Genomic DNA, 18,943 nt, shown 5'->3' with positions numbered 1-18,943 from the left:
GCCATGGCCGAAAAGTTTCCTTGCCAGAGACGCATTCCTGGCATTTCGCTCGCGACCGCTTCGTTTTCGGCTACTAACTTACTTAATCTGCGGTAAAATTTCGAGAGTCGAATTATCCCTAAGTGAAATTAGTTCTCTACCAGACCGGTCGCATTCCGCTAAAGCGACCCGGGCGCTGAAAACTTAAGCGGATGGTAAAACGTCAGCAATTTTTATGCGGCGCGGCTATAATCGCGCCACACACGATCTATTCGACTTCATTGATCCAACCGCGGACCCCTCTTTTTTATGCTGAGTTATCGCCACAGTTTTCATGCCGGCAACCACGCCGACGTGCTGAAACACACCGTTGAAAGCCTGATCCTCACCGCCCTGATGGAGAAGGAGAAACCTTTCCTCTATCTGGACACCCACGCCGGTGCCGGACGTTACCAGCTGAGCGGTGAGCACGCCGAACGTACCGGCGAATATCTGGAAGGCATTGCGCGTATCTGGCAGCAGCCGGACGCACCAGCGCTGCTGAAGCCCTATCTGGCGGCGATTCGCAACCTCAACCCAACCGGCACGCTGCGCTATTACCCTGGCTCGCCGCTGATCGCCCGCCATCTGCTGCGCGACGAGGATAAGCTGCAGCTCACCGAACTGCATCCGACCGATTACCCGCTGCTGCGCAGTGAGTTCAGTAAAGATGCGCGCGCCCGCGTTGAACGCGCGGATGGTTATCAGCAGTTGAAGGCCAAACTGCCGCCACCGACTCGTCGCGGTCTGATCCTTATCGACCCGCCGTACGAAATGAAAAGCGATTATCAGGATGTGGTGAAAGGCATTCAGGAAGGTCACAAACGTTTCGCCACCGGCGTCTATGCGCTGTGGTATCCGGTGGTGTTGCGCCAGCAGATCAAGCACATGCTGAAGGATCTGGAAGCCACCGGCATCCGCAATATTCTGCAGATCGAGCTGGCAGTGCGTCCGGACAGCGATCAGCGCGGCATGACTGCGTCCGGGATGATTGTCATCAACCCGCCGTGGAAGCTGAAAGCGCAGATGGAAGAGCTGCTGCCGTGGCTGCACCAGAAACTGGTGCCCGCCGGCACCGGTCACTACAGCGTGACGCAAATCGTGCCGGAATAAGCGCTACACCTCAAATATCGCAAAATCATGCGCCAGTTCGGTGGCCGGAAAAACCGACTGGCACTCTGCCAGCAGCCTTTCCCGATCCTGCGACAAATAGCGCGAGCTAAAGTGCGTAGCGATCATGCGTTTTGCGCCAGCGCGCTGTGCCACGCTGGCCGCCTGCACCGTAGTGGAGTGGCCGCGCCCGTTGGCTTTTTCCGCCATCGCCGCTTCCAGCGTGGTTTCATGCACCATCACATCGGCGTTCGCCGCCAGCTGCAACGCCACCTCGGTGGGGCCGGTATCGCCGAAGATCGCCAGCACTTTGCCTTTGGTGGACGGGCCAAGATAGTCGGCGCCGTTGATCTCGCGGCCATCTTCCAGCGTGATGCGTTTGCCCTGTTTCAGATCCTGATACCACGGGCCGCGCGGCACACCTTCCGCCTTCAGGCGCGGTGCGTCAAGGAAGCCCGGCTTATCATGCTGTTCGATGCGGTAGCCATAGCACTCAACCACGTGGTTTAGCGCATAAGCAGTGACGCGAAACTCACCGTTATCCAGCACCAGACCGGCTTCGATCTCGACAATCTCCAGCGGATAGCCGGTATAAGAGCCACTCAGGCTGAGCGCAGTCTCGACAAACTGGCGCAATCCTTTCGGACCGTACAGCGTCATCGGCTCGGTCAGGCCCGCCATCGAACGGCTGGTGAGCAGACCCGGCAGGCCAAAGATGTGATCGCCATGCAAATGGGTAATAAAGATTTTTTCCAGCTTGCCGGGCTTAAGCGCCGATCGCATAAACTGATGCTGCGTCGCTTCGCCACAGTCGAACAGCCAGGTCTCGCCGCGCTTCGACAGCGTCAGCGCAATGGCCGTGACGTTGCGCTGCAGGCTGGGCGCGCCCGCGCCGGTACCAAGAAATGTCAGGTGCATGATAAGTTCCTTTAAGCCAACCCCTTGCCGGCATTCAACCCTATTACATACATAGGTGCAAACTTTGCGCCGGTAACTGAAGCGGCGTTACACTCTATGCCAGTTTTCCTCCAACAGATGGACACAACGGATGACCAGACATTTTGATTACCTCGCCATTGGCGGCGGCAGCGGCGGTATCGCCTCCATTAACCGTGCGGCGATGTATGGCCAGAAGTGCGCGCTGATCGAAGCGAAAGAGCTGGGCGGCACTTGCGTCAACGTCGGCTGTGTACCGAAGAAAGTGATGTGGCATGCGGCACAAATCGCCGAAGCAATTCACCTGTACGGTCCGGATTACGGCTTTGATACCACCGTTAATCGCTTTGACTGGTCAACGCTGGTGAAAAATCGCAGCGCCTACATCGACCGTATCCACACCTCGTACGACAACGTGCTGGGTAAAAACAAGGTGGAAGTGATCAAAGGATTCGCGCGCTTTGTCGATGCCCACACGGTGGAAGTGAACGGCGAGACCATTACTGCCGACCATATACTGATCGCCACCGGCGGTCGTCCCAGCCATCCGCAGGTGCCGGGCGCAGAGTACGGCATCGATTCCGACGGCTTCTTTGAGCTGGACGCGCTGCCAAAACGCGTTGCGGTGGTAGGCGCAGGCTATATTGCGGTAGAGCTGGCCGGCGTGGTGAATGCGCTGGGCGCAGAAACTCACCTGTTTGTGCGTCAGCATGCGCCGCTGCGCAGCTTCGACCCGCTGATTGTTGAAACGCTGGTTGAAGTGATGCAGGCGGAAGGTCCGACGCTGCACACCGAATCGATCCCGAAAGCGGTGATCAGGAATGCTGACGGCAGCCTGACGCTGCAGCTGGAAAACGGCCAGCAGCAGACGGTGGATTGCCTGGTGTGGGCGATTGGCCGCGAGCCCGCCACCGATAACCTCAACCTGGCGGTGACCGGTGTGGCGCTGAATGACAAAGGCTACATTCAGGTCGACAAGTTCCAGAACACCAACGTCAAAGGCATCTATGCGGTGGGTGATAACACCGGTGCGGTCGAGCTGACGCCGGTGGCCGTGGCGGCAGGCCGTCGCCTGTCCGAACGCCTGTTTAATAACAAGCCGGACGAGCATCTCGACTACAGCAACGTTCCCACCGTGGTGTTCAGCCATCCGCCGATTGGCACCGTCGGTCTGACCGAACCGCAGGCGCGTGAGCAGTATGGCGACGACCAGGTAAAAGTGTACAAATCGTCGTTCACCGCCATGTATACCGCGGTGACCCAGCACCGTCAGCCGTGCCGCATGAAGCTGGTATGCGTGGGGCCGGAAGAGAAGATTGTGGGTATTCACGGTATCGGCAACGGCATGGATGAGATGCTGCAGGGCTTTGCGGTGGCGCTGAAGATGGGCGCCACCAAAAAAGACTTCGACAACACCGTGGCGATTCACCCGACGGCGGCGGAAGAGTTCGTCACCATGCGCTAACACCGCCTCCGCGCCATCATCGCAGCCCCCGCCTGGGGGCTTTTTTGTTTGCTGACTACTCAACAGCGCGCATACCCGCTATGATTTTTGCTTTGCTGGCCCGGCGGCCAGCGTTTTGCGGTAACGGGACGACGTCAGCACGTGAATATCATCAGCATAATTATGGAGTCGGGCAAAGCTGCGGTCGACGTCGCGCTTTACACCCTGATTCCCATCATGGTGGTGATGCTATTCATCATGAAATACCTCGAAGTGAAAGGCGTGCTGGATTTTGTCGTGCGCCACGCCACGCCGTTACTGAAGCCGCTGGGGATTACCGGCCTGGCGCTGTTCGCACTCATCCAGTTGAATTTTGTCAGTTTTGCCGCACCGCTCGCCGCGCTGGCGATCATGGAGAAGCGCGGCACTTCAGACCGCCATATGGCGGCCACGCTGGCGATGCTGTTTGCGATGGGCCAGGCCAACGCCTTTTATCCGCTGATTCCTGACGGGCTCAACTGGAGCGCCGCGCTGCTGTTCTCCATCAGCGGCGGCGTGCTGGCGGCCGCCTCAACCTATCATTTTTTTGCCCGCAAACTTTCCGACGTCGCGCTGCGCGATGAAGACCAGGGCGTGGAGAACAGCGACACGAAGCCGGGACTGATCGCCATCATCAACACCTCGGGTGCCGACGCCATTCGCCTCGCGCTCGGTTCGCTGCCGATGCTGATCCTTTCCTTGTCGGTAGTGGGCATCCTGAAGAGTGCCGGCGCCATTGAGCTGCTGACGCAGCTGCTGGCACCGCTGTTACACAAACTGCATATCGCCGAGGTGTATGTGCTGCCTGCGCTGACCAAATGCCTGGCCGGCGGTACCGCCTATTACGGCGTGGTTGCCGGACTGGTCGAACAGGGGCAGTACAGTGCGCACAACATCAACGCCGCGGCAGGCCTGCTGATTCAGACCTTCGACCTGCCCGGCATCGGCATTTTCCTCGGGCTCTCCAGCCGTTTTCCGCGCCTGTTCCGCTTCGCCGTGCCCGGCATTTTGCTCGGCATTGCGCTGCGCGCCACGGCGCACAGCCTGCTGTTCTGATGCCCAACGCTTAATATCGACGTGATTCAGGCCGCTTTGAAAACGGCCATCCCGACTCACGTAGCGAAAAATGACAATATTACATCCAGAGCAGCTCAGGCTTATTGAAGGTAACAAATTTCTCGGTAAAGAACCGACACTCATCAATAGCCAGATTAATTTTCATGGTAAGAACAATATTCTGATATGTGAGGAGGGCGTAGTCCTGCAGGATTCCGTAGTGGATTTTCGGGCGGATAATTCAATCATTTATTTGAGCCAAAGTGCGATACCCTACATCGTTAAAATAATTGCATTCTCAAATTCGGTCTGCTTCATCGGCAGACATAATTACTTCAATGAAAAGTTAACGCTGATTCTCTCAGAAGAAAAAAATATCATCATTGGCAATCATTGTTGTCTCTCCTTTGGTATCTGGATGCGAACCGCCGATCCTCATCTGATATATAACATTGCGGATAATCAGCGCATCAATCATTCCCGTAGCATTTATATCGGCGATCACGTGTGGATCGGACAAAACGCGATGATTTTAAAAGGTTCCTCGATCCACTCCGGCAGCGTAATTGGTGCCATGAGTCTGGTGGCGGGGAAAACGATACACTCCAATAGCTGCTGGGGCGGGAACCCAGTGAGAATGCTTAAAGAGAATATTGCCTGGTCCGGAGAAAGCGTTCATCACTGGACAGAAGCGACAACGCGTGCCTGGAACATGTGCGATACCGAACCAATGCAGTTTAACCATGACGACCATGTATTAAATATTGCGGTGATTGAACAGGGGTTTAAAAATGCCCGCAATGTTGTTGATAAATGCCAATATCTATTGAAGCATATCGTTAAAAACGAAAATAAAAATCGTTTTTATGGTTAAGGTAAATAAAAGAGACAACGATGTCAGCCAGTCCGTGTTAACCAGCCGCAGACCGCCATTAATAACGGTCTGCGCAACCAGGTTACACGGCAAAGTTACGCATCCGCGCCAAACGCCAGCGCTCTCTGCGCGCGCAGTTCTGCCAGCCGGGCTTCCAGCGCGGCTTCGATGTGCTGATAGGCCGTGCTGCCCAGCGCCAGCCGCAGCGGCATCGTTTCCTGATCCAGCGTCGCCAGCGTGGCCGCCACGCATTTTCCGGCATCACCCAATATAGCAAAGTCACCCGCTTCAATCGCCCGACGGAACTGACCGGATGCGTTATCACGATAGGCGTCGAGCGGCGCGGCGATATCCAGCCCGCTGGCGAAGTTAGTGACGGTCGGGCCCGGCTCCACCAGCAGCAGCTCGATGCCAAAGCTGGCGACTTCCTGGCGCACCGCTTCGACAAAACCTTCAATGCCCCATTTGCTGGCGTGATACAGGCTGAAATTGGGATACGCCACCTGGCCGCCTTCGGACGAGATCTGCGCAATGCGGCCACCGCCCTGCTGGCGCAAATGCGGGATGACGGCGCGAATCAGCTGGATCGATCCGGTGAGATTGGTGGCGATCTGGCGTGCAATCTGCGCGTCGCTGAGCTCTTCCGCCGCGCCAAACAGACCGTAAGCGGCGTTGCTTACCACCACATCAATACGCCCGACGCGGGCAAAGGCGCTGGCGATGGCCGGTGCGATACTGGCCGTTTCGGCCAGATCCAGCCGCATCACCAGCAACCGATCGCCATATTGCTGCTGCAAATCTTCCAGCGCCTGCTCGCGGCGCACTGTTGCCACCACGCGATCGCCGCGCTCAAGTAAACGTTCACTCATCAGTCGGCCCAGCCCGCTGCTGGCACCGGTAATTAACCAGGTTTTCATTTTGCGCTCCTCATGTTGAAAACCTGATGATAGATCGCTTTACTGGTGGTCATAATCTCCCCAATCGCACATGACCTGGTGAGGAAATACCACCAATGAAACGCCCTTCCTGGCACGAACTGCAGGCGATCAAAACGCTGGGCGAGCAGCGCAGCTTTCGGCGCGCCGCCGAGTTGCTTGGCCTGAAGCGCTCTTCGCTCAGCCACCTGGTGAAAACGCTGGAGCACAACCTCGGCGTGCAGCTGTTTCAGCGCACCACACGCAGCGTGTCGCTGACCGACGCCGGTGAGCAACTATTACAGCGTCTCGCGCCGCTGCTCAATCAGATGGATGAGGTGCTGCACGACGTCAGCCTGAGCCGCCAGCAGCAGTACGGTACGCTGCGCATCAGCGCCAGCGATGTGGTGATTGGCCTGCTGCTGGATCAGGTGGTGCCTGAGTTCAGCGCGCGCTATCCCGGTATTCAGCTTGATTTCGCCGCCCAGGGCGCGCTGGTGGATATCACCGCCGCCGGGTTTGATGCCGGTATCCGGCTGATTGAGGATGTGCCGCAGGATATGGTGGCTATTGCGCTCGGCGGCCCGCTGACCTTCGTTACCGTGGCCTCGCCCGACTATCTGGCGGCGCACGCGCCGGTGCGTCAGCCGCAGGATTTACTGCAGCAGCAGTGTATTCGTCATCGCCTGCCCGGGGGCAAACGCTATCGCTGGGAGTATCAGAGAGCGGAAGAAAGTCTGGAGATTGACGTGCCGGGTACGCTGACGTTAGATAATAACGCGCTGATGGCGCGCGCGGCCATCAACGGTTCAGGGATTGCATTCGTGCCTTCGCTGTACGTTAGCGAGGCACTGCAGCAGGGAAAATTAGTGGAGCTGCTGGCCGACTGGCGCATTCAGTCGGCGGGAATCGCGCTGTGGTTCCCGCCGAACCGGCATCAGTCGATGGCGCTGCGGCTGTTTATCGACGTATTGAAAACCCGCCTGCCGCACTACCGCTGAATCAGCCCTGACGCTGCGGCGCTTTGTGCACCATGGTGTAGGCGTAGTCGACACCCATGCCGTAGGCACCGCTGTGCTCACGCACCAGATCCATCACCGCATCATAGGTCTCTTTGCGTGACCAGTCGCGCTGGTACTCCAGCAGCACCTGCTGCCAGGTCACCGGCACCGCACCCGCCTGCACCATGCGCTGCACGGAACGTTCGTGCGCATCAACACTGGTGCCGCCGGAGGTATCGGTCACCACATACACTTCGTAACCGGCTTTCAGCGCCATCAGAGCCGGGAAGGTCAGGCACACTTCGGTCCACAGCGCCGAGATGATCAGTTTTTTACGACCGGTTTTCTCTACCGCCTCGACAAATTTCGCGTCTTCCCAGGAGTTCATGGAGGTGCGCTCAATCGGCTTCGATTCCGGGTGCACCGCCAGCAGTTCTGGCCAGATGTAGCCGCTGAAGCTTTCCGTTTCTACCGAGGTGTAAATCACCGGCACGTCGAAAATTTTCCCCGCTTTCGCCAGGGCGACGGTGTTATTTTTGAGCTGCTGGCGGTCAATATTGGCGACACCAAACGCCATCTGTGGCTGGTGGTCGATGAAGATCAGGGTTGAGTTCTGTGGGTCAAGCAGGTCGAGTTTAGACATGATAGTTTCCTCTAAAGTGGTTTTAAATTTGTGTGTTGTGCTGCTGGAATAAACTTTAGAGAAAGCGCGGACAAAGAGATAACGCAAAGAATTTTACAACTTGTTCAAAGCGTTTTTAGAAGATTGATTTAAATGGATTAATTCACTCAAGCGCAGCGTTTTTGCTGGTAAAACAGTGGCTCACCAACGTTGATTCTGCGCCTGCGACGGGCGTAATCTGTGGCGACAAAATCATAAAAAACACCATCGCAAAATGATCGTACGTCCTCATCAACACTGGTTTCTCCGGTTGTTTGACTGGCACGGCTCTGTGCTGTCTCGCATTGCGTTCCGCCTGTCGCTTAACCTGCTGATGTCAGTGATCGCCATACTGGGTTATCCCTGGTATTCCACGCTCGGCATTCACCTGACCACCGCACCATTCAGCCTGATTGGCGTGTCGATCGCCATCTTTCTTGGCTTTCGCAATAATGCCAGCTACGCGCGCTTTATCGAGGCGCGCACGCTGTGGGGCAATATGCACATTACTCAGCGCTCGCTGCTGCGCCAGGTGAAAACGCTGCGCGGACTGCGTGCGGAACAGGTGCAGGAGTTTATCGGGCTGCAGCTGGCGTTTAGCTGGAGCCTGAAACACCGGCTGCGTAAAACCGATGCCCAGGCCGATCTGCAGCGGCTGCTGCCGCCCGCGTGGCACGCCGCGGTGCTCGGCCATCCGATGCCGACCTCGCAAATCATGTTATGCATGGGCGAATGGCTGGCGCAGCGGCGTGATGAGGGTTTAGTGACGGATATCGTCTGGCAGAGTATTGATGACAACCTTAACCATCTGTCGGCGTATCTGGGTGGCTGCGACCGGCTGGCCAGCACACCGATTCCCTTCGCCTACAGCCTGATTCTGCACCGCACGGTGTATCTGTTCTGCACCCTGCTGCCGTTCGCGCTGGTGGCGGATTTGCACCTGATGACGCCGCTGGTGTCGGTGTTTATTTCGTATACCTTTTTGTCACTGGAGTCGCTGGCGGAGGAGCTGGAAGATCCGTTCGGCACCGCGCCCAATCACCTGCCGCTGGACGCGCTGTGCGTGAATATCGAACGCAATCTGAAAGCGATGAACAACGATTTCCCGCTGCCGGCAGCGAGCCAGCCGGACAGGTATTTTAATCTGACGTGACGGCACGGGCTGATTCAATCGCCATGCCCGCTGAGCGCACCGCATCGTAGCGGCGCGATTTATTGCGCTAATCCGACCGCTGCACCGCTGTTTTTTTGCGCAATAAATCGCGCCGCTACGGTTTGTGCGGAAGGTTATTACAGCGCCGTTGCAAGCGCTCCTGGATTGGGACCGGTATTTTAATCTGACGTGACGGCACGGGCTGATTCAATCGCCATGCTCGCTGAGCGCACCGCATCGTAGCGGCGCGATTTATCGCGCTAATCCGACCGCTGCGCCGCTGTTTTTTGCGCAATAAATTGCGCCGCTACGGTTTGTGCGGAAGGTTATTGCAGCGCCGTTGCAAGCGCTCCTCGATTGGGACCGGTATTTTATTCTGACGTGACGGCACGGGCTGATTCAATCGCCATGCTCGCTGAGCGCACCGCATCGTAGCGGCGCGATTTATCGCGCTAATCCGACCGCTGCGCCGCTGTTTTTTGCGCAATAAATTGCGCCGCTACGGTTTGTGCGGAAGGTTATTGCAGCGCCGTTGCAAGCGCTCCTCGATTGATGTGCCAGTAAAGAACTTAACCCAGCTTATCCAGCCAGCGGACATACGCCTGGTCCCACAGCGCGGCGGGGGTGCCGGCTTTACCGAGGCCAAAGCCGTGGCCGCCGCTGCTCAGTTCGATTAGCTCAACCGGCACGCGCATCCGGCGGCAGGCGTCGCGCATCAGCTCAGTGTTGTGGGGGTTGGAGGTATGATCGTCCTCCGCCTGCGCCAGAAAGGTTGGCGGATAGGCACGGGTAACGTAATTTTGCACTGACCAGTTGGCTTCCTGGGTCGGCGTGGCGTCATTGCCCACGATCATCTGGTGAGTACGGGTGTGCTGATACGGCGCTTCAAGGGTGATAACCGGGTAAATCAGCCCGACGCTGTCTGCGGTTGGCCGGATGTCATCCAGCGAATCCTGCGGTGAATAGGTGACGAAGTCAGGCCGCGCTGCCGCCATGCCGAGCAGATGGCCGCCGGCCGAAAAGCCCAGCAGGTGCACCTTATTTTCCATCGCGCGCACCATGCGAATCGCGCGCTGCGCATCCTGCAGCGGCGCCAGTCTGCCGGCCTGCCACTTTTCACCCGGCAGACGGTAGCTCAGCACGTAGGCGGTATAGCCGTTGGCATTGAGCCAGCGCGCCACCGGCCAGGCTTCACGTCCCATGCCGATAAACCGGTAGCCGCCACCAGCCGCAACGATCACTGCTTCGCCGTTGGGATTCTCCGGACGAAAGCGCTGAATAGCGGGAGAAACGATATTGGTCCACGAACCGTTAGCGCTGACTTTCAGCAGGCCAGACGGACCGCCGCCGCCCGGTGGCTCGTCCGGCCAGAGCGGAATAATGTCATCCCGGGCAAACAGTTTGCCCGCCGTCATGGAGAGTACGGTTGCTCCGCTAGCCAACAGAAAACGACGCCGTGTAATCATCTTGCCCAGTAGCCGGTATGGAAAATGCGCCAGCCCGGAGGCGGCGTCTCATTATGTGATGCAGGTCCTGTTTCAATCTGGCGATAATGTACGCATTTCGTACAAAAAAGCCATAAAAAAACGCGCCAGAAAAGGCGCGTATTCACGAAGAGAAGGGGAAAAGTTAATCCTGCTGCTGGAATTGAGTCATCACCGTCTGCTCACACTGCTGCTGATCGTGACGCAGCTTCGCCCGCTCTTCTTCACCCAGCTCCAGCCATCCGTTGACCACTTCCTGCGCGGTTTCCTCGTTGAAGGAAGGCTTGTTCATGGCCGACGGTGACTGGCTGGCCGCCAGCTGTGACTTCATTTTCTCGGTGTAGCTCTGCATGTCACCGGTTTTCTGCTCCCCGCTAACAATGTGGCACAGCTGGCTGGCGTAGATATTCTCCTGCGCGTCGGCATCCGTATCATCCGCCAGCGCGCTGGCGGACAGCGACAGCCCTACCAGGGCGATAAGCAATGCTTTCATAATAAGCTCCCGTTATTTCCAGAAAATCACGTTTCATCTTGCTGCGTGCGTGCCGCCTGCCGGGCAGCACGCCAGTTCAGTAGCGGCGTCACCGTGATGCCGTGCAGCACAATGCTGCACACCACCAGCGTCAGCGCCATGTCCATCATCTGTTCCGCCTGCGGGCCCTGCAGGCCGTGCACCCAGGCATAAGCAATATAATTGATACTGCCGATGCCGCGAATCCCCAGCCAGCCAATCAGCATCCGCCGCATAAACGGCATTTCGCAGCGCCAGGTGGTCAGCCATACCGCCAGCGGTCGCACCACCACAAACAGCAGCAGCGCCAGTCCGATGCCGGTGAGATTCCAGTGATGCGCCAGCGTAATACCCAGCACCACCATCATCGCTGCCGCCAGCAGGCGTTCGATAGTATCACCAAACGACAGCGCATCGCCGACCACCAGGCCGACCGATTTTACCGGGCTGCCGCCCCCCTGCTTCAGGCGCTGGTTAGGATTGACCAGCACCTCTGCCGGCAGGTAGCGCTTCTCTTCCGGTAAATCTTCCAGTGGAAAGCGTTTAGTCACGCGCAGCTCGGCGCGGCGTAAGCCAACGCCTGCCGCAAAGGTGGCAAGGAAGCCAGACGCATCCACCGACTGCGCCGCCGCGTAGCTCAGGGCGATCAGTGCCAGCGCGAGGAAATCATTAGGGGCTACGTCGTGATGCGCGCTGCGCAGATGGGTCGCCAGCTGGCCGATCAGCCGGCCGAGCAGATAACCAATCGCCAGGCCGCCGCCAATCGCCCACACCACATCGCGCGCCGCCCAGCCGCCCAGCAACTCCAGACTGAAGGCGCCCGGATGCATCAGCAGCAGCGCCAGCATCAGCAGCGGCAGCGCTGAACCGTCGTTCATGCCGGCCTCGCTGGAGAGCGCCACGCGCAGAGCATCGTCATCGCGCGCATCGTTAACAGAGATCAGGCTGGCAAGCACCGGGTCGGTCGGGGCAACAATGGCACCAAACGCCAGCGACAGCGGCCAGCCAAAGCCGGTAATCCAGTGAATCAGGCAGGCCATGCCGCCGACGGTCAGCAGCATCGCCGGGAATGCCAGCCGCAGCCCGACGCGCCACGCGTGCGCGCTCATCGGCAGACGCAGTTTGAGCCCGGTGATAAACAGCGAGGCGGCCATGGTGATTTCGGTGATATGGGCGGCGAGCTCGGCGTGGCCGATAATGTCGATTTGCAGCAGATTAAGCATCCACGGGCCGCACAGAATGCCCGCGAACAGGTAGAGACCAAACGACGTCACCGGCCCCCGGTGAATCCAGCCGGAAGCCAGTGACATCAAAAGTAGCAGACCGCCAGTAAGGGCGGTCCAGGCCAGGAAGTTCATAACGCTCCGTTTTTAAATAACATTCTCCTTTAAGCCTGGCACAGGATCGTGAATTAGTTTTGCAGATGGCGACTGGCGAGGCGAATCAGCAGCGCAAGCACAGCGGCAGCCGTCGCAAGGCTGACCACGCCATTCCAGCCGAAATGGGCCAGCGCCAGGCTACCGAGCGCCGCGCCGGTCGCCATACCGATAAACACCACGGTGAACATCAGCGCATTGAGGCGGCTGCGCGCTTCCGGCGCCAGGCTGTAGACCAGCGTCTGATGCGCCACCAGCGTGGCCTGCACGCCAAGGTCAAAGCCGATGGTGCTGAGGATAATCAGGCCAAGCTGCGCCGGCACCGGCAGCACCGGCAGCAGGAACATCAGGGCAAACGACACCATCACCAGCGTGGCGCCATACTGAGTGACACGCGCCGGGCCGATGCGGTCGGCAAAACTGCCCGCCAGTGGCGCGGCCAGCGCCCCGGCGGCACCGGCCAGACCGAAGGCCCCTGCCACGGCGCTGTCGAGATGGAAGCGATCGCTCAGCATCAGCGCCAGGGTAGACCAGAAGGCGCTAAAACTTACCGATAGCAGGCCCTGCGCCAGCGCCGCGCGGCGCAGCGTCTGGTGATGCTGCCACAGATGCGCCAGCGACAGCAGCAGACGCGGATAGCTCACCGTGGTGCCCGGCGTAAAGCGTGGCAGCGCGCGCCACAGCGCCAGACTGCTCAGCAGCACCGCCGCCGCCGCCATCATGTACATGGTGCGCCAGCCCAGATACTCCGCCACCACGCCGCTCACCACGCGCGACAGCAGAATGCCGACCAGCAACCCGGTCATCACCGTGCCGACGGTTTTGCCACGGCTGCGCTCCGGTGCCAGCGCCGCCGACGCCGGCACAATGTCCTGCGCTACGGTAGCGGTTAATCCGGTAACAAAGCTGGCGATCAGCAACGCATTGATGCCGCCGGAAAAGCCGCACAGCAGCAGCGCGGCGACCAGCAGCAAGCCTTTAACCAGAATGATGGTGCGGCGATCGTGGCGGTCACCGAGCGGGGCCAGCAGCAGAATCCCCAGCGCGTAACCGGCCTGGGTCAGCATCGGTACCATACCAACGCTGCCGATGCCCACATTAAACTGCTTACTGATGATATCCAGCATCGGCTGGCTGTAGTAAATCGATGCCACGCTGAGACCGGCACCGGCCGCCAGCGTAAATACCAGCGGCGCCGGCAGCTTTTCAGCAGGCATGGCAGAAGATTGAGACATGGCAGACATAGTGGTTTTCCCCCGTGATGATGCGCTTATTAAAGCGCGTTGCGGCCATACGCGGTAGACTGCTATGACACAGAACTGTTATGCATGGTACGTATGAGCACACTCACCAGCGTTGACCGCATCGAACTGATGCAGACGTTTATCCGTATTGTTGAAAGCGGCTCGCTATCGGCGGCCGCGGCGCAGCTCGGCACCACCCAGCCCACCGTGAGTCGCCGTCTGCAGGCGCTGGAGCAGCGGCTCGGCCTGAAACTGATTTTACGCACCACCCATGCGCTGAAACTCACCGACGACGGAGAGCGCTGCTATGCCCAGGCGCGGCAGCTGGTGGCGACCTGGCACGCGCTGGAAGATGAGTTAACCGGCGCGAATGACGACCCGATCGGCACGCTGCGCGTGCGTGCGCCGCATGCGTTTGGTCAGGATCAGTTGATTGCGCCGCTGATGGATTATCTGCAGCGCTATCCGCGCCTGGCAGTGGAGTGGATGCTCAACGACCGCACGCCGGACTTTGTCAGTGAAAACGTTGACTGCGCCATTCAGGTCGGCGCGCCCACCGATCCGTCGGTGGTGGCGGTGCTGCTGGCGGAAGTGCCGCGCTTTGTCGTCGCGGCACCGGCGCTGCTGGCGGCTCATGCGCCGGTGAAAGAGGTTACCCAGCTGACGCAGCTGCCGTGGCTGGCGCTGACCAGTTTTTATCGTAATGAAATTGCGCTGCAGCGTCTCAGCGACGGCCAGCCAATCAACCTGGCGATTGCCCCGCGCCTCGCCAGCGATAGCCTGTACGCGGTGCGCAAAGCCGCGCTGGCGGGCATGGGCGCCGCGATTGTGTCGTCATGGGTGGTGCAGGAGGATTTAGCCAGCGGCGCGCTGGTGCAGCTGGTGCCCGACTGGCAGGCACCGCCGCTGCCGGTGTGGCTGACCTACCCGTGGGCCAGTTATTATCCGGCCCGCCTGCAGCATTTTTTCGCGATGATCAGGGACGTGATGCCGCAGCTGACCGGCACGCAGCCGGTGCGGTAATGGGCCAGGTCGCCATGAATGGCGACCCTACGGGGCACTGCGGTTTTTACAGGGTGCGCATTTATGCGCACCAGTTACAACTGGCCAGGTCGCCATGAATGGCGACCCTACGGGGCACTGCGGTTTTTTACAGGGTGCGCATTAATGCGCACCTGGTGCAATGGGTTAGCTCGTGCGCGAAGGTCACGATTTTTTTTCAACCTTCGACATATTATCCAGCCAGCCCATCACAAAGGCCGACAGCACGAAGGTCAGGTGGATGATCACGTACCACATCAGCTTTTCGTTGGCGACGTTACGCGCGTCCATAAAAATACGCAGCAGGTGAATCGATGAGATCGCCACAATCGAAGCTGCCACTTTGTTTTTCAGCGAGCCGGAATCCATCTTGCCGAGCCAGCTCAGCTTCTCTTTGCTTTCATCGATATCCAGCTTGGAGACAAAGTTCTCATAGCCGGACAGCATCACCATGACCAGCAGGCCACCAACCAGCGTCATGTCCACCAGCGACAGCAGCAGCAGAATCAGATCGTTTTCCGCGATGCTGAGAATGTTGGGCAGCAGGTGAAAAATTTCCTGAAAAAATTTAACCGTCAGCGCCAGCAGCCCCAGCGAAAGTCCAATGTAAACCGGTGCCAGCAGCCAGCGCGATGCATACATCAGGTTTTCGGTAAAACGTTCCATAAGTTCCCATTTATCAACAGACAAGCCATCGAGTATAACCGAACTTATGTGAAGTTATTTCAGTGCTTCTTCAGAAATTTCAGGCGCGGCCGGCAGCGGCAGCGACAGGCGAAACACCGCCCCGCCCTGCGGCCGGTTTTCCGCCCAGATGCGTCCGCGATGCGACTCAATAATGGTTTTGCTGATGGCCAGCCCCAGCCCGACGCCCGGCACGGCCGACTCCTTGTCGCCGCGGGCAAACTTGTCAAAAATGCGCGTCAGATTCTCCGGCGCAATGCCCGGTCCGTTATCCCAGACTGCGATCTCCAGCCGCGCTTTATCGCGCCAGGCACGAATGCCGTGCCGCGCGGCATTGCCGGCATACTTCAGGCTGTTTTCGATCAGGTTAGTAAATACCCGCTCCAGCATCGCGCTGTCGCCTTTTATCAGCACCAGCTCCGGCGGTAAATCCAGCGTGAAGTCGTGCCCTTTCAGCGACGGTCCCATGCTGCTTAGCGCGCCGCCAATCACCTCGTCCAGCGCCACCCACTCTTCGCGCAGGTTGAGCCCGCCGGACTGAATACGCGCCATATCCAGCATGTTACTCACCAGCCGGATGGTGCTCAGCGTCTGTTCGCGGATCTGATTGGCCTGGCCAACGTATTTCGACTGCTCGCTGGCGAGGTCCAGCATCAGCATCTCGGCCTGGCCAAACAGCACCGTCAGCGGCGTGCGCAGATCGTGGGACAGCGCCGACAGCAGCGCATTACGCAGCTGCTCGCGCTCGGCGGCCAGCCGTGACGCGGCTTCGCTATGCGACAGCGCCATGCGTTCCAGCGCGTTGGCAATCAGCACCGTAAAGGTCTCCACCAGCCGCTGCTGTTCGGGAATCATCAGCTGGCGCAGGTTGTCCGGCTCAACCACCAGCAGGCCGCGGCAGTGCGCCCCGCTTTTCAGCGGCAGAATCTGGTACGGCACCGCTGGTAACGTATCGGTGCCGGCACCGGCCGGTTGCCCTTTGCTGTAGCTCCATTTGGCGATGCCGAGGTCGGGCGGCGTCCCGATGGTGCTTTCACCCGCCGACTGCAGCTCACCCTGTTCGTCGGGCAGCAGCAGCTGGCTGCGCGCCTGCAGCGTCACCTCAATAACGCGCTGGCTGGTGGCGGCGATATCCTGCGGCGTCAGCGCGCTGCCGAGCGATTTCGCCATCTCATACAGATGACGCGCGCGCTGTTCACGGTAGCGCGCCACCCGCGCCTGATAGCGCACGCCGGCGGTGAGATTGCCGACAATCACCCCGACCGCCAGCATCACCGCAAAGGTCACCAGATATTGCAGATCCGATACCGCCACCGTGCCGGTGGGGGCCACAAACACCAGGTCGAAGGCCAGAATATTGATTACCGTGGCGAACACCGACGGCCAGCGGCCAAAGCGCAGCGCCACCAGCACCACCGCCAGCAGATAGATCATCACCGCGTTGGCGGTATCAAACTCCACCAGCCACCAGCGGCCAATCAGCGTCACCAGCACGCACAGCGCGATCGCCATCAGACACCCGCGCAAGTGCAGCCGCCATTTCTCGCCGCTGGCACGCTGGCCGCTCAGGGCCGCTGGCACATCGCGCACCGGCTCATCCAGCGCCACTACCAGCAGGTCAAGCTCCGGCCCCAGCTCGCCGAGACGCTGGGCAAAGCTGTCGCGTCGCCAGCGCCGCTGCGGCTGCCGGCCGGTAACAATTTTGCCGAGATTGTGCTCGCGCGCATAGCGCAGCACCGCGCGCGCCTCGTCTGGATCGGACAGCGTGGCGGTCTCCGCGCCCAGCTCCTGCGCCAGCTGCAGCGTGCGCAGAATGGCGCGCCTCTGCGCTTCCGGCAGTCGGTTGAGGCGCGGCGTTTCTACGTATACCGCATGCCACTCGCTGCCGAGCCGGGCAGCAAGACGGGCGGCGGTGCGTACCAGCTTTTCACTGCCGGTGTCGTCACCGATGCACAGCAGAATCGCGTCGCGCGTGTGCCACACTTTGTCGCGCCCCTGCTGATCGCGCCAGGCGCGCATCTGATCGTCTACCCGGTCGGCCGTGCGTCGCAGCGCCAGCTCACGCAGCGCGAACAGGTTGCCTTTGCGGAAGAAATTTTCGATGGCGCGCTCGGCGCGGTCGCCGACGTACACTTTGCCCTCTTTCAGCCGCTGACGCAGATCGTCCGGCGGCAGATCCACCAGCACCACTTCATCGGCGCTGTCGAAAAAGGGATCGGGTACGGTTTCGCGCACCTGAATGCCGGTGACGCCGCCCACCACATCATTCAGGCTCTCCAGATGCTGCACGTTGACGGTGGTAATCACGTCGATACCGGCATCCAGCAGCTCTTCAATGTCCTGCCAGCGCTTGGGATGGCGCGAGCCCTGCACGTTGGTGTGCGCCAGTTCATCCATCAGGATCACCGCCGGATGGCGCGCCAGCGCGGCGTCGAGGTCGAATTCCGCATGGCGCGACCGACCGGTGGCGCGCCGCGCCAGCACCGCCAGCCCCTGCAGCAGCGCGGCGGTCTCTTCACGGCCATGGGTTTCGACCACGCCAGCCAGCACGTCCAGCCCCTGCGCACGCAGGCGCTGCGCCTCCTGCAGCATGGCGTAGGTTTTCCCTACGCCCGCACAGGCGCCGAAGTAGATTTTCAGTTTACCGCGATGGCTGTCGCTGTGATTGAGCAGCAGGGCATCGGGATCGGGGCGCGGTAATTCGTCGTTCATGCGAGGTCCATTTTTATCGCGTGCACCAATGTGGCATTGCGCAATAAATTGCGCCGCTACGGTATGTGCACATTTTTGTAGCGGCGCGATTCTTCGCGCGGTTTGAAACTATCCCTGCAAATCATCCAGCGCCATATTCAGCCGCAGCACGTTCACCGTTTCTTCGCCGATAAACGGCAGCAGCGGACGCTCGGTGTTGCGCGCAATCAGCGCCTCGACGTCTTTCAGCGTCATGTTGCGCGCTGCCGCGACGCGCGGTGCCTGCCACAGCGCGGCTTCAGGGGAGATGTCCGGATCCAGGCCGCTGCCTGAAGCGGTTACCAGCTCCACCGGCACCGCTGCCGGCGCCTGCGGATTGGCAGCGCGCAGCGCAGCCACCCGCTCCGCCACCGCTTTATCCAGCGCCGGATTACTGGCGGCAAGGTTGCTGCCGCCTGACGCCTGCGCGTTGTACGGCACGTCGCTGGTGGCCGATGGACGGCCCCAGAAGTGGCCTGGCTGGCTGAACGCCTGACCGATCTGCTCTGAGCCACGCACCGCGCCGTCGCGCTCAATCAGCGAACCGTTGGCCTGCGACGGAAACCACCACTGCGCCAGGCCGGTGGTCAGCAGCGGATAGACCGCGCCGGTCAGCAGGGTAAGCAGCACTAACAATACTATAGCCGGACGTAACTGACTCATTTCT

Annotated in this window: 17 protein-coding genes; 7 read left to right on the top strand and 10 right to left on the bottom strand. The window is 59.7% G+C overall.

The genetic code is table 11. The features are described 5' to 3' along the window. Nucleotides 1-288: 288 nt before the first annotated feature. Nucleotides 289-1,131, top strand: a complete 843-nt coding sequence (locus tag OXR61_RS21735) for a 23S rRNA (adenine(2030)-N(6))-methyltransferase RlmJ (protein ID WP_021508100.1) — start codon at nucleotides 289-291, stop codon at nucleotides 1,129-1,131. A gap of 3 nt (nucleotides 1,132-1,134) precedes the next feature. Here the strand turns inward: OXR61_RS21735 and rnz are convergent, their stop codons facing one another. Next, on the bottom strand, nucleotides 1,135-2,046 hold the full coding sequence (rnz, locus tag OXR61_RS21730) for a ribonuclease Z (protein ID WP_021508099.1): 912 nt from the start codon (nucleotides 2,044-2,046) through the stop codon (nucleotides 1,135-1,137). Nucleotides 2,047-2,176: 130 nt separating this feature from the next. Between rnz and gorA the strand changes: the two genes are divergently transcribed. The 3 genes from gorA to OXR61_RS21715 all read left to right on the top strand — a co-directional run bounded on the left by gorA (nucleotide 2,177) and on the right by OXR61_RS21715 (nucleotide 5,477). Continuing rightward, complete coding sequence (gorA, locus tag OXR61_RS21725) at nucleotides 2,177-3,529, top strand: glutathione-disulfide reductase (RefSeq protein ID WP_021508098.1); 1,353 nt, start codon at nucleotides 2,177-2,179, stop codon at nucleotides 3,527-3,529. Between the two features lie 141 nt (nucleotides 3,530-3,670). After that, complete coding sequence (locus OXR61_RS21720) at nucleotides 3,671-4,603, top strand: nucleoside recognition domain-containing protein (protein ID WP_031279810.1); 933 nt, start codon at nucleotides 3,671-3,673, stop codon at nucleotides 4,601-4,603. 70 nt (nucleotides 4,604-4,673) lie between these two features. Then, entirely contained in the window at nucleotides 4,674-5,477 is an 804-nt protein-coding gene (locus tag OXR61_RS21715; protein ID WP_059012346.1) for a hypothetical protein, read from the top strand. A 95-nt stretch (nucleotides 5,478-5,572) separates the two neighbouring features. Here the strand turns inward: OXR61_RS21715 and OXR61_RS21710 are convergent, their stop codons facing one another. Further along, entirely contained in the window at nucleotides 5,573-6,394 is an 822-nt protein-coding gene (locus OXR61_RS21710) for an SDR family oxidoreductase (RefSeq protein ID WP_021508095.1), read from the bottom strand. Nucleotides 6,395-6,489: 95 nt separating this feature from the next. On the opposite strand from OXR61_RS21710, the gene OXR61_RS21705 reads away from it, so the two are divergent. Next, nucleotides 6,490-7,392, top strand: coding sequence for a LysR substrate-binding domain-containing protein (locus OXR61_RS21705; protein ID WP_021508094.1), 903 nt, complete (start codon nucleotides 6,490-6,492; stop codon nucleotides 7,390-7,392). Between the two features lies 1 nt (nucleotide 7,393). On the opposite strand, the gene OXR61_RS21700 is transcribed toward OXR61_RS21705, so the two are convergent. Beyond that, nucleotides 7,394-8,035 carry a hydrolase gene (locus OXR61_RS21700; RefSeq protein WP_021508093.1) on the bottom strand — a complete coding sequence of 214 codons (642 nt, stop codon included), beginning with the start codon at nucleotides 8,033-8,035 and terminating at the stop codon, nucleotides 7,394-7,396. A gap of 253 nt (nucleotides 8,036-8,288) precedes the next feature. Here OXR61_RS21700 and OXR61_RS21695 point away from each other — a divergent pair, with 253 nt between their 5' ends. Then, entirely contained in the window at nucleotides 8,289-9,206 is a 918-nt protein-coding gene (locus OXR61_RS21695) for a bestrophin family ion channel (protein ID WP_031279808.1), read from the top strand. Between the two features lie 569 nt (nucleotides 9,207-9,775). Here the strand turns inward: OXR61_RS21695 and OXR61_RS21690 are convergent. The 4 genes from OXR61_RS21690 to OXR61_RS21675 form a co-directional block, all read right to left on the bottom strand. After that, on the bottom strand, nucleotides 9,776-10,672 hold the full coding sequence (locus OXR61_RS21690) for an alpha/beta hydrolase (protein ID WP_031279766.1): 897 nt from the start codon (nucleotides 10,670-10,672) through the stop codon (nucleotides 9,776-9,778). Between the two features lie 163 nt (nucleotides 10,673-10,835). Next, nucleotides 10,836-11,183: a hypothetical protein gene (locus tag OXR61_RS21685; RefSeq protein WP_021507870.1), complete on the bottom strand. Its 348-nt coding sequence runs from the start codon at nucleotides 11,181-11,183 to the stop codon at nucleotides 10,836-10,838. 26 nt (nucleotides 11,184-11,209) lie between these two features. Next, on the bottom strand, nucleotides 11,210-12,559 hold the full coding sequence (locus tag OXR61_RS21680) for a sodium:proton antiporter (protein WP_021507871.1): 1,350 nt from the start codon (nucleotides 12,557-12,559) through the stop codon (nucleotides 11,210-11,212). A gap of 53 nt (nucleotides 12,560-12,612) precedes the next feature. Next, nucleotides 12,613-13,821 (bottom strand): MFS transporter, encoded by a 1,209-nt coding sequence (locus OXR61_RS21675; RefSeq protein WP_031279767.1) that lies wholly within the window; start codon nucleotides 13,819-13,821, stop codon nucleotides 12,613-12,615. Nucleotides 13,822-13,914: 93 nt separating this feature from the next. Here OXR61_RS21675 and OXR61_RS21670 point away from each other — a divergent pair, with 93 nt between their 5' ends. Next, the gene (locus tag OXR61_RS21670; protein WP_021507873.1) at nucleotides 13,915-14,844 is read left to right on the top strand and encodes a LysR family transcriptional regulator; all 930 of its coding nucleotides are present in this window, start codon (nucleotides 13,915-13,917) and stop codon (nucleotides 14,842-14,844) included. A gap of 183 nt (nucleotides 14,845-15,027) precedes the next feature. Here OXR61_RS21670 and OXR61_RS21665 read toward each other — a convergent pair whose 3' ends face one another. The 3 genes from OXR61_RS21665 to kdpC form a co-directional block, all read right to left on the bottom strand. Further along, entirely contained in the window at nucleotides 15,028-15,528 is a 501-nt protein-coding gene (locus tag OXR61_RS21665; RefSeq protein WP_021507874.1) for a TIGR00645 family protein, read from the bottom strand. 54 nt (nucleotides 15,529-15,582) lie between these two features. Next, nucleotides 15,583-18,258, bottom strand: a complete 2,676-nt coding sequence (kdpD, locus tag OXR61_RS21660) for a two-component system sensor histidine kinase KdpD (protein ID WP_021507875.1) — start codon at nucleotides 18,256-18,258, stop codon at nucleotides 15,583-15,585. A 108-nt stretch (nucleotides 18,259-18,366) separates the two neighbouring features. Continuing rightward, complete coding sequence (kdpC, locus tag OXR61_RS21655) at nucleotides 18,367-18,939, bottom strand: potassium-transporting ATPase subunit KdpC (RefSeq protein WP_021507876.1); 573 nt, start codon at nucleotides 18,937-18,939, stop codon at nucleotides 18,367-18,369. Between the last annotated feature and the right edge of the window lie 4 nt (nucleotides 18,940-18,943).

This window comes from Pantoea sp. GM_Pan_4 (genome assembly GCF_026541005.1).
In the GTDB taxonomy this organism is placed as follows: Bacteria; Pseudomonadota; Gammaproteobacteria; order Enterobacterales; family Enterobacteriaceae; genus Pantoea; species Pantoea dispersa.
This window is presented reverse-complemented; position numbering and strand designations above follow the sequence as displayed.